Origin of the sequence: Actibacterium sp. (assembly GCF_041584535.1) — a bacterium.
In the GTDB taxonomy this organism is placed as follows: Bacteria; Pseudomonadota; Alphaproteobacteria; order Rhodobacterales; family Rhodobacteraceae; genus Actibacterium_D.
This window is the reverse complement of the sequence record NZ_JBFHDW010000059.1, coordinates 1-10,751: the sequence shown is the minus strand read 5'-3', so window position 1 is coordinate 10,751 and position 10,751 is coordinate 1. Positions and strand designations below refer to the sequence as shown.

Below are 10,751 nucleotides of genomic sequence, written 5' to 3'. Positions count from 1 at the left end.
CGGCCTCTTGCGGGGCCAGTTCGGCCAAAGTCTTGTTGAAATAGGTCTGGGCGGCCGCCGCCACGCCATACGAGTTCTGACCAAGGAAGATCTCGTTCAGATACAGCTCAAGGATCTGGTCCTTGTTCAGGCTTTTCTCGATCCTTGTGGCTAGGATCAGTTCCTTGACCTTGCGCTCCCCGGTGCGGTCGCCGGACAGCAGGAAGTTCTTCATCACCTGCTGGGTGATGGTCGAAGCGCCGCGCACGTTCTTACCCCGGCTTTTCGCGGCATCAATCGCCGCCGCCAGAATGCCACGCGCGTCATAGCCCTTGTGGCTATAGAAATTCTTATCCTCGGCCGAGATGAACGCCTGTTTCACCAGATCGGGGATTTCATCGGCCGGCGCGAACAGGCGGCGCTCGTCAGCGAATTCGTCGATCAGGCGGCCTTCGCCGGAATAGATGCGGCTGATGGTTTTCGGCGCATAGTTCGACAGGTCTTCGTGATCGGGCAGATCGCGGGCATACATCCAAAAGATCGCGCCCAGCATCAGCGCCGCCATGACCATGCCATTGGTGGCAAAGCTGAATAACGCCCCGAAAAAGGACAGGATAAACCGGATCAAAGGTGCGCTCCCACTAACAGCACCTGCTATATAGGCAGACCGCGGGCCGGGGTCAAAAACAACCCGACGCGGGATCGGCTAAAAAACGCCGTCTGGCCGTCCCTGCGACGTGTGAGCCTTGCGTCCGCCCGCGCAAAAGCCTAGCCGGTTCGGCTATGCGCCCAGAAGATATCCTGACCACCTATTCCCGAGTCGCCGCCGGTTTCGCCCGCAGCCGCGACAAATCCCTGTTCGAACGCCGCTGGCTGGACCGGATGCTGGCCCATGCGCCGGGACGCCGGGTGCTGGACCTTGGCTGTGGCACCGGGCGGCCGATTGCCACCTATCTGAACGACCGCCGCGCCCGGGTCACCGGCGTCGATGGTGCGGCCGAGATGATCGATCTGTTTCAGGCCTCGCTGCCCAACGCCGAGGCCGTCCATGCCGATATGCGCGGGCTGAACCTGAACCGGCGCTATGACGCGATTCTGGCGTGGAACAGCTTTTTCCACCTGTCTGCCGACGATCAGCGGGCGATGTTCGCGGTGTTCGCCGCCCATGCCGCGCCGCGCGGCGTGCTGATGTTCACCTCGGGTCAGGCCGCAGGCGAGGCGATTGGCGAGGTCGAGGGCGAAACCGTCTATCACGCCAGCCTGTCGCCCGAGGAATATCGCAAATTGCTGGCCCGACACGGGTTCGAAGTGATCTCCTTCGTGCCCGAAGACCCCGATTGTCGCGGGCATTCGGTCTGGCTGGCGCGTTCGGTCGCTACTGCCTAAGCAAAGCGCCTTGCGCGGCATCGTCCTGCGCCCATTTCTGAACAGCGTTCCGAATACCTTCGGCCGCTTTGCCGCGCCACTCGGGGTCGGTCAGGTTTTTCAGATCCTTGGGCGAGGACAAAAAGCCGATCTCGATCAGGGCTGATGGAATATCCGGCGCCTTCAGCACCGAGAACCCGGCTGACAGATGCGGGCGTTTGTGCATCCGCCCGACCGAAGATTTCAGCCCCGCCACCAAGGCATCGGCCAGCCGCTCGGATCGCGGCGCGGTCTCGGTCCGGGCCAGATCCATCAGCACCCCGGCGATCACATCATCGGTTTCGGCCAGATCGACCCCGGCCAGCAGGTCGGCGCGGTCGTGGCGTTCGGCCAATACCTCGGACGCGCGGTCCGAGGCGCTGTCGGACAGGGTATAGACCGTCGCCCCCGAGGCCCGGCCTTCGGTAACGATATCGGCATGCAGCGACAGGAACACATCCGCCCCCGCCGCCCGCGCCACCGACAGGCGGGCCTCAAGCGGGACAAAGCTGTTGTCGGTGCGGGTCAGAACCACGTCGAACCCGGCGCGCGACATCGCGTCCTGAATTTCACGGGCAAAGGTCAGCATCAGGTCGGCCTCTACCACGCCGTCACGCTCTGCGCCGGGGTCGATACCGCCATGGCCGGGGTCCAGCACCACCCGCACCGGGCGCGAGCCATCCTGACGGGCGCGCGGCGGTGGCAGAACCTCGGGCGCGGGCAGCCCCCACAGCGCCGATTGCGCCGGACCCGCCTGAGTGGCGAAGGCTTCGGGCGCGACCGGGTCCAGCCGCAGGTCCAGACGCCCGCGCCCGCTGGCATCATCGCGGATCAGCGCCGCGCTGCTCAGGCCGAACGGGCCGGTCAATTCAGCCACCAGCCGCGACCAGCCGGGCCGCACCGGGCCAGTTTGAACAGCGATCACGCGCCCTGCCCGGTTCAGGGTTGCAAGGTCCAGACCGCTCCAGTCGACCTCGCGGAAATCAATGACCAGACGCGGCGGCTGATCCAGCAGCCGCACCGCATAGGGCACCGGCTGGGACAGGTCGAGCACCAGTTCGATACCGCGCCCCGCATCCGCCAGCGACGATCCGGTCGGATTGACCCGCGCCAGCGCTGACAGCTCTTGCGCTGCGCCGCCATTCGCCAGCGCCAGCCACAGCGCCGCACATATCGCGAAAATCCTGCTCATCACCCGCCTTGCCTGTTTTGCGCAGTATAACGCCCCGCCCGTCGCGCGGAAAGCCGGGCCATCAGGCCTGGCGCGCCTGCATGAACGCCGCCAGACGGCGCAGGCCTTCACGGATATCATCGCTGGCGCGGGCGTAAGAGAACCGCAAGCTGCCGCCACCGCGCTCGGCGTCGAAATCCAGCCCCGGCGTCACCGCCACCCCGGCCTTTTCCAGAATCTCGGCGGCAAAGGCGTGGCTGTCGTCAGTCAGGTGGCTGACATCAGCATAGACATAGAACGCGCCATCGGGCGGCGCGATGCGGTCAAAGCCCGCCTTGGGCAGCCCCTCCATCATCAGGGCGCGGTTTTCGCGGTAAACGGCCATATAGGTTTCGGCCTCGTCCAGGCAATCCATCGCATGCAGCGCCACGACCTGCGAGGCATGCGGCGCGCAGATGAACATGTTCTGCGCCAACCGCTCGATCTTGCGGACGTGATCGGCAGGCACCACCATCCAGCCGACGCGCCAGCCGGTCATCGAGAAATATTTCGAGAATGAGTTGATGACATAGACCTCGTCGCTGATCTCCAGCGCGGTGACGGCCTTTTTGTCATATTCGATGCCGTGATAAATCTCGTCGCTGATAAAGGCGGTGCCATTAGCGGCGCAGGCGTCGATCAGCGCCTTCATCTGGTCGCGGCCCAACATGGTGCCGGTGGGATTGGCGGGCGAGGCCACCATCAGCCCGGCCAGATCAGGGGTCAGATCGGCGGGAACCGGCTGAAACCGGTTCCGGGCGGCGGTTTCGATCATCACCGGGGTGATGTCCAGCGCATGCAGGATTTGTCGATACGACGGATAGCCCGGCGCGCCGATCCCGACCTTGTCGCCAGTGTCGAACAGCGCAGTAAAGGCCAGAAGGAATGCCGACGACGACCCGGCGGTAACGATTACCCGCGCCGGGTCAAGATCGACGTTATACCAGTCTTTATAAAGCTTTGCGATGCGCTGGCGCAGTTCGGGCAGGCCCAGCGCCACGGTATAACCCAGCGGATCGGTCTCAAGCAGCCCCGCCAGCGCGGCGCGGGCAGCGCCGGGTGCCGGGGTGCTGGGCTGGCCGACTTCCATGTGGATGATGTGGCGGCCTGCGGCCTCGGCCTGACGGGCGGCTTCCATGACATCCATCACAATGAAGGGATCGACCTCGCCCCGTCTTGAACTTCGCATCGAACCCTCCTTAGACTGCCAGTATGCAAACCTTGTTTCAGCGCCACGGCGCACAGTCAATGGCGGGTCGGAAAGCTGGCTGGGTGCGGCACCTGTTCGGGCTGGGCATCGCCGGAGCCCTCGCTTTGGCCAGTGCCGGCGCGGCGGCGGCGCAGGGGCTGATCCGCGATTCCGAGATCGAATACGCCTTGTCGCAACTGGCACAGCCGCTGGCGGGTGCGGCGGGCCTGAATGGCGGGCAGTTGAAGGTGCTGGTGGTCAATGACAGCACGATGAACGCCTTTGTCGGCGACAATCAGACCATCCTTGTGCATTCCGGCCTGTTGCTGCGGCTGAAATCGGCGCAGCAGGTGCAGGCGGTGCTGTCGCACGAGATGGCGCATATCGCCAATGGCCACATCACCCGCCGCACCGCGAACCTGCACAGTGCCAGCCAATTCACCACCATGGCGATGATCCTGTCAGCGGCGGCGGCACTGGCCGGGGGCAACAGTTCAGCGATTGCCGGGGTGGCGATGGGATCGGTGTCAAGCGCCCAGCGCCTGTTCTTTGCCCATACCCGGGCCGAGGAATCTTCGGCCGACCATGCCGGGGCGCGCTATATGGCCGGGGCCGGGATTGATCCCAAGGCGATGCTGGATGTGCTGGAGCTGTTCCGCGGTCAGGCCGCGCTGAGCGCCGAACGTCAGGACCCCTATGTGATGACGCACCCGCTGTCGCAGGACCGGATCCGGGCGCTGAACGGGTTTGCCGCCGCCTATAAGGGCTATGTGCGCGAGCACCCGGATGCGGATTACTGGTTCGCCCGCGCTCAGGGCAAACTGGGGGCGTTCCTGCAAGCGCCGTCGTTCACACTGCGCAAGGTCGGCACGTCGGATACCTCTGACCTTGCCCTGATGCGCCGCGCCATCGCCTATCACCGCAAGCCCGACCCCAAGGCGGCGCTGTCCGAGATCGACAAGCTGACCCGAAAGCGGCCCGACGATGCGTTCGTGCAGGAATTGCGCGGCCAGATCCTGTTGGAATCGCGTAACTTTGGCCCGGCGGTCACCGCCTATGCCAAGGCGGTGACCCTGCGCCCTGATGACGCGCTGATCCTGTCAGGCTATGGCCGGGCGCTGTTGGCGGTGAACAGCAAGGACAGCAACAAAAAGGCCCTTAGCGCGCTGGAAAAATCCCGCCAGCGCGATGCCTTCGACCCAAGGATGCTGCGTGATCTGGCGGTGGCCTATGCGCGGGCCGGAAACAACGGCATGGCCTCGCTGGCCACGGCCGAGCGTTACGCCGTTCTGGGCCAGCTGGACAATGCGGCGATCCATGCCAAACGCGCCTCGGACCAGTTGCCGAATGGCTCGCCCGGGTGGCGGCGGGCGCAGGACATCCTGCGGGCCGCGAAACAGGCCGGCTAGCTGCCATAACATCATTGTGCATAGCGATTGCCCCCCGGCCCAGCCTATGAAATAGCTGTCCGGACCGAAAAACGGAGAGACCCGATGACCCGCCTGATCCTTGCCAGCGTCCTGGCCGTTCTGACCCTGGCCGCGCCCGCCGTGGCGACTGACCTGTCGAACATGACCGACACCGAGCGCGACGCCTTTCGGGCCGAAGTCCGGGCCTATCTGCTGGACAATCCCGAAGTGCTGAACGAGGCCCAGCTGGTGCTGGAACAACGCCGCGAGCGCCAGCAAGCCGCCTTTGACGCCGCCCTGATCGGCACCAATGCCAAGGATATCTTCAACGACGGCTATTCATGGTCCGGTGGCAACCCCAAGGGCGACATCACGCTGGTCGAGTTCATGGACTATCGCTGTAGCTATTGCCGCAAAGCCTATGACGAGGTGAACGCCCTGATCGAGACCGACGGCAATATCCGCTTTGTGGTCAAGGAATTCCCCATTCTGGGCGAGGAATCGGAACTGGCCTCACGCTTTGCCATCGCCACGCTGCAAGTTGCCGGGGACGAGGCCTATGCCAAGGTCCACGATGCGCTGATGACCTATCGTGGCAAATTCTCGATCAAAAGCCTGACCAGCCTTGCCGACAAACACGATCTGGACAGCGACGCCATCGTCGCCCGCATGACCGCGCCCGAGGTCAACGACGTGATCGGCGCCAACTATGCGCTGGCCCAGCGCCTTGCCATCGGCGGCACCCCGACCTTCGTGATGGACGACCGCATGCTGCGCGGCTATGCGCCGCTGGCCGACATGCAGCAAATGGTCTCGGAGGTGCGCGCGGATTAAGCGGCTGAGGGGCAAAATAGTTTGTAAAATTTCGGATTTCTGGGACGATATTGGCGAAGCCTTTTCCAAGCCGCCATTATCCCGCCAAAGGAACCCCATTTGTCCGAATTAAGAAAAATCGCCAAAGGTGGCGAGGATTTCGCAGATCTGGCCGCCGTAAAAGTGCCGGGTAACGATCACTCATATACATTCTCAGACCCGAATGGAGGTCTAAGTCGAACCCGCGCGCCAAGCAGTGAAGCTCAACTCTGCAATGCCGAAGAAGCACCGGCATTTATCTTGAACAAACTGGAACATGGACCGAGTGTTGCGCTTTCAATTAATAGCCGCGCCGACAATATTCCCACCCAAATTGGCCCTCCACGCGCGCTTGAAACGACATTCCCACTTAGAATTTTAAGCATTCATTCAATCGGCAATGCTCCAAATTTTCGGGTTCAGAACCTTGCGGCCACTCACATCGACATTGCCAGTGGGCCAATTGTTCTGGAAAATGTACGCGCCTTGAAGGTCACCGTTCACGGGACAGTTTCTCCTCCTAAGCTTGAAATTCGCAACTCGAAAATCGGGCTGCTGCAATTGAGCAAAAACCTGTCGGATATGGACCTCCACGTCTCCAATAGCACGATAATCGAACTAAGAATCAAAGGGGCGCAGATGTGCCGCGATATCCGGCTGCATAACGTCACTTTCGGTTCAGAATATCTCAGCGGCGGCGCATCAGAGAAACTCCTGAAATCCATCGACGAAACGGTGGCGTATCAACTCCCGACATTGGACCGGCAAACCTTTGCAGACTTGTTTAGCTGGGCGCAGGGAAAGGGAAACTCCGAAGTCGCACATCTGGCCAGATCGACAGAGTTGCAGATCGAATACGCAGATACCCGAGGTTGGGCCAAAGGCGTAATGTGGATTTGGAAGACCTTTGGCGGGTTCGGCCTGTCGCCGCTGCGCCCCATTTCCTGCCTGCTTGGGGCGGCGGTTCTGTATTTCTTGGTGATGCTGATACTGGGCACCGATATCGGGTCCGAAACCCTGACCGGCTGGCAATCGTCACTGGCGGTTCTGCCGGATAGTGGCCCAGATGACTTTTTCCGGGCCGGGGTCAGCACCCTGCAAAACGTCATCTCTCCGTGGAACATCCTGAGCAACCGCGCACTGGTGGTGCCTCACACCGCGCTTGGCGCAACGCTGACGTTTTTTCACGCGATCTTTTCGCTTGGGATGCTGCTGTTCATGGGCTTTTCGATCAGACGCCGCTTTCGCTTTATCTGAAGGGATCGGATATTGACGCCCAACGCGCGTGGTTTCAACGTCCAAGGGGACGACTGGAAAACAAAAGCCAAGGATCGGAGGGAATGGTGGGTCGTGAGAGGCTCGAACTCCCGACATCTTCGGTGTAAACGAAGCGCTCTACCAACTGAGCTAACGACCCGTTCCGCAGCGGCTTCTATCGCAGGGATCGGGCCGACTGCAACCCCTGAATTGCCATGACCGCCAAAGACCTGATCGACCGCCTGAACCTGATCCCCCACCCCGAAGGCGGGTGGTATCGCGAGACATGGGTCGCCCCGGCGGCGCAGGGGGCGCGGCCTGCGGGGACGGCGATCTATTACCTGCTGGAATTCGGTCAGCACAGCCATTGGCACCGGGTCGATGCCGATGAGATATGGCACTTTTACGCCGGTGATCCGCTGATCCTGTCGCTGGCAGGCGACGCGCAAGGCCCGGCGCGGGATCATCTGCTGGGTCCTGACTTGGACGCCGGGCAAAGCCCGCAGATCATCGTGCCCGCCGGTCACTGGCAGGCGGCGCGGCCCACCGGGCGCTTTACGCTGGTCGGCTGCACGGTCAGCCCCGGCTTTCAGTTCGCCGGGTTCGAAATGGCACCGCCGGGCTTTGACATCCCCCGCGCCTGACCGGACAGCGGTTCTGACCCAAATCGGCACCTTGGTTCAATACACCATGGTCGAATAGGGCCGCGTGCCGGTCACGCTTACCATCCCGCCACCGCGTGCCGCCGAATATCCGGGGCACAGCGGCATCTTTGGGAGGATGTAACATGAACCTTATCAATGCTTTGGCGATCTCGATCGGCGCGCTGGCCGCGGTCGCAACCTGGCTGTGCCTCGGCAACAGCGCAGGCCTTCAGGTCTGGGCCCTGTTTATCGGCTGGGGCAGTTTCTATCACACCGGCGGTGGCACCGATGGCTTTGTCAAATCGGCCATCAACCACAGCTGGGGGATGGTGGTCGCGGCTATCGCCCTGTTCGTCGTCGCTACGGTTGGCGGCTCGGTCATCGTGACTTCGATCATCGTCGGCCTGTCGGTCGTCGTGCTGGTGCTGGGCGCGCATGTTCCGGCGCTGTCGACCATTCCGGCCGGGGTATATGGCTATGCCTCGACCGCAGCCTTCACCTTGCTGACCGGCGTGGCGCTGGCCGATCCGGCAGCTTTGGGCAAGGCAGCAGTGATGGTGCTGATCAGCCTTGTGCTGGGCAACGGCTTTGGCTTTGTGTCGGAAAAGATCGCTGGCGCCATGGTGGCAAAGCCCGCCGCGGCCGAGTAATCCGCAAAAGGGGGCGTCGGGTCTGGCGCCCCCTTTTTTATCCGCGGCTGACGCGCCCGCCGCCCACAGCCGCCGCGACCCCGGTGGTCGACGGGCAAGAGGTCGGCAACCCGCGCAGCACCCGCACCGCCAGATAGGCAAAGGCCTGTGCTTCCAGCATATCGCCATTCAGCCCGACCTCTTCGACCTGAACGGCGGGAATGCCGCAGCGCTCGATCAGCATTTCCATCATCAACGGATTCAACCGCCCGCCCCCGGTGACCAACAGGCGCTCGGGCGGCGACGGGCAATGCTCCAACCCGCGCGCCACGGCTGCGACCGCCAGTGCGGTCAGGGTCGCCGCCGCATCGGCATCCGACAAATGCGCCACCCGGTTCGCGAGGTCGGGGAAATCGTTGCGGTCCAGCGATTTCGGCGGGATGCGCATGAAATACGGCCCCGCCAGCACCTCCGAGATCACCGCCTCATCCGGCACGCCGGTTGCGGCCAGTTCTCCGCCCTCGTCCAATGCCAGACCGCACCGGGCCTGCATCAGATCATTCAGCGGCGCATTGGCCGGGCCGGTATCGAAGGCCAGCAGTGCGCCCTCGGCCTCGGGGCGGTCCTTGGCCGGATCGACCCATGTGATATTGCCGACACCGCCCAGATTGACGAACACCACCGGGGCGCTGGCGTTGATCCACTTGGCGCAGGCGAAGTGAAAGAACGGTGCCAAAGGCGCACCCTGCCCGCCCATCTCGACATCCGAGCTGCGGAAATCCCAGACCACCGGCACCCCCAGCGCCTGTGCCAGCACCCGGCCATCGCCCGCCTGATGCGTGCCGCGCCCATGCGGGTCATGCGCAAGGGTCTGGCCGTGAAACCCGATCAGCCCGGCATCGCGGAACCGCGCCAGCACGGCGGCATGGGCCAGTTCGACCACCTCGGCGGCGGCCTCGACGCCATCGTCGCCCGGCCAGCGCCCCAGCGCCGCCCGCAGCACCGCGCGCTCGGGTTCGGAATAGGGCCGATAGGCCACATCGCCAAAGGACAGGATGCTGTGGCCATCGGTCATAACCACCGCCGCATCCACCCCATCCAGCGAAGTTCCCGACATTGTGCCAAGCGCACAAACCGGACCGGATTTCAACATGGCCTTCCCCTTCATACCGCAGCCCGATATATGAGTGGCCGAAACCCGAGCGATGGACAAGAGACCCGATGACCTATCACCCCAAATCAGACTTCCTGCGTGTGATGATGACGCGCGGCTTTCTGGCCGATTGCACCGATTATCAGGCGCTTGACGAGGCCCTGATCGCAGGGGTGGTGCCTGCCTATATCGGCTTTGACGCGACGGCGAAATCGCTGCATGTGGGCAGCCTGATCCAGATCATGATGTTGCGCTGGCTGCAAAAGACCGGCCACAAGCCGATCGTCCTGATGGGCGGCGGCACCACCAAGGTGGGTGACCCGTCCTTTCGCGCCGATGAACGCCCGCTGCTGACGCCCGATCAGATCGACAGCAACATCGCCGGTATCCGCCGCGTGTTCACCAACTATGTCAGCTTTGGCGACGGGTCGACCGATGCGCTGATGCTGAACAACGCCGAATGGCTGGACAGCCTGAACTATCTGGATTTCCTGCGCGACATCGGCCGCCATTTCAGCGTCAACCGGATGCTGTCGTTTGAAAGCGTCAAATCGCGTCTGGACCGCGAGCAATCGCTGTCGTTCCTTGAATTCAACTACATGATCCTGCAAGCCTATGATTTCCTTGAGCTTAACCGCCGCTATGGCTGCTTGCTGCAAATGGGTGGCTCGGATCAGTGGGGCAATATCGTCAACGGGATCGACCTGACCCGCCGGGTTCTGGATCACGAGATTTACGGCCTGACCTCGCCGCTGCTGACCACGTCGGACGGCAAGAAGATGGGCAAATCGCAATCGGGCGCGATCTGGCTGAACGAGGATATGCTGTCCAGCTATGAGTTCTGGCAATTCTGGCGCAACACCACCGATGCCGATGTCGGGCGGTTCCTGAAGCTCTATACCGAGCTGCCGCTTGAGGAATGCGAGCGTCTGGGCGCGCTGGAAGGATCCGAGATCAACGCCGCCAAGATCATTCTGGCCAACGAGGTCACCGCGCTGGCCCATGGCCGCGCCGCCTCCGAAGCT

Annotated in this window: 11 protein-coding genes and 1 tRNA gene; 7 read left to right on the top strand and 5 right to left on the bottom strand. The window is 62.8% G+C overall.

The window, feature by feature from the left end; translation table 11 throughout:
• Positions 1 to 607 (bottom strand): transglycosylase domain-containing protein (locus ABYW26_RS04710; RefSeq protein WP_372603637.1); only part of this gene is annotated, 607 nt, incomplete at its 3' end.
• A gap of 155 nt (positions 608 to 762) precedes the next feature.
• On the opposite strand from ABYW26_RS04710, the gene ABYW26_RS04705 reads away from it, so the two are divergent.
• Complete coding sequence (locus tag ABYW26_RS04705) at positions 763 to 1,365, top strand: trans-aconitate 2-methyltransferase (protein ID WP_372603636.1); 603 nt, start codon at positions 763 to 765, stop codon at positions 1,363 to 1,365.
• On the opposite strand, the gene ABYW26_RS04700 is transcribed toward ABYW26_RS04705, so the two are convergent.
• Both ABYW26_RS04700 and ABYW26_RS04695 read right to left on the bottom strand, forming a co-directional pair.
• The gene (locus ABYW26_RS04700; RefSeq protein ID WP_372603635.1) at positions 1,355 to 2,575 is read right to left on the bottom strand and encodes an N-acetylmuramoyl-L-alanine amidase; all 1,221 of its coding nucleotides are present in this window, start codon (positions 2,573 to 2,575) and stop codon (positions 1,355 to 1,357) included. The two genes, ABYW26_RS04705 and ABYW26_RS04700, sit on opposite strands and share 11 nt — an antisense overlap.
• 61 nt (positions 2,576 to 2,636) lie before the next feature.
• Positions 2,637 to 3,782, bottom strand: coding sequence for a pyridoxal phosphate-dependent aminotransferase (locus ABYW26_RS04695; RefSeq protein ID WP_372603634.1), 1,146 nt, complete (start codon positions 3,780 to 3,782; stop codon positions 2,637 to 2,639).
• A gap of 59 nt (positions 3,783 to 3,841) precedes the next feature.
• On the opposite strand from ABYW26_RS04695, the gene ABYW26_RS04690 reads away from it, so the two are divergent.
• From ABYW26_RS04690 to ABYW26_RS04680, 3 genes are all read left to right on the top strand, one after another.
• Positions 3,842 to 5,191, top strand: coding sequence for a M48 family metalloprotease (locus tag ABYW26_RS04690; protein WP_372603633.1), 1,350 nt, complete (start codon positions 3,842 to 3,844; stop codon positions 5,189 to 5,191).
• 84 nt (positions 5,192 to 5,275) lie between these two features.
• A complete protein-coding gene (locus ABYW26_RS04685; protein WP_372603632.1) occupies positions 5,276 to 6,025 on the top strand; it encodes a DsbA family protein in 750 nt (249 codons plus the stop codon).
• Positions 6,026 to 6,124: 99 nt separating this feature from the next.
• Entirely contained in the window at positions 6,125 to 7,300 is a 1,176-nt protein-coding gene (locus ABYW26_RS04680) for a hypothetical protein (RefSeq protein ID WP_372603631.1), read from the top strand.
• Positions 7,301 to 7,384: 84 nt separating this feature from the next.
• On the opposite strand, the gene ABYW26_RS04675 is transcribed toward ABYW26_RS04680, so the two are convergent.
• Positions 7,385 to 7,460 (bottom strand) — tRNA-Val (locus tag ABYW26_RS04675).
• Between the two features lie 55 nt (positions 7,461 to 7,515).
• Here ABYW26_RS04675 and ABYW26_RS04670 point away from each other — a divergent pair.
• Both ABYW26_RS04670 and ABYW26_RS04665 read left to right on the top strand, forming a co-directional pair.
• On the top strand, positions 7,516 to 7,944 hold the full coding sequence (locus ABYW26_RS04670) for a cupin domain-containing protein (RefSeq protein WP_372603630.1): 429 nt from the start codon (positions 7,516 to 7,518) through the stop codon (positions 7,942 to 7,944).
• A gap of 143 nt (positions 7,945 to 8,087) precedes the next feature.
• Entirely contained in the window at positions 8,088 to 8,594 is a 507-nt protein-coding gene (locus ABYW26_RS04665; RefSeq protein ID WP_372603629.1) for a DUF1097 domain-containing protein, read from the top strand.
• A gap of 37 nt (positions 8,595 to 8,631) precedes the next feature.
• On the opposite strand, the gene ABYW26_RS04660 is transcribed toward ABYW26_RS04665, so the two are convergent.
• Positions 8,632 to 9,726, bottom strand: coding sequence for an anhydro-N-acetylmuramic acid kinase (locus tag ABYW26_RS04660; RefSeq protein WP_372603628.1), 1,095 nt, complete (start codon positions 9,724 to 9,726; stop codon positions 8,632 to 8,634).
• A 68-nt stretch (positions 9,727 to 9,794) separates the two neighbouring features.
• Here ABYW26_RS04660 and tyrS point away from each other — a divergent pair.
• Positions 9,795 to 10,751 (top strand): tyrosine--tRNA ligase (gene tyrS, locus ABYW26_RS04655; protein ID WP_372603627.1); only part of this gene is annotated, 957 nt, incomplete at its 3' end.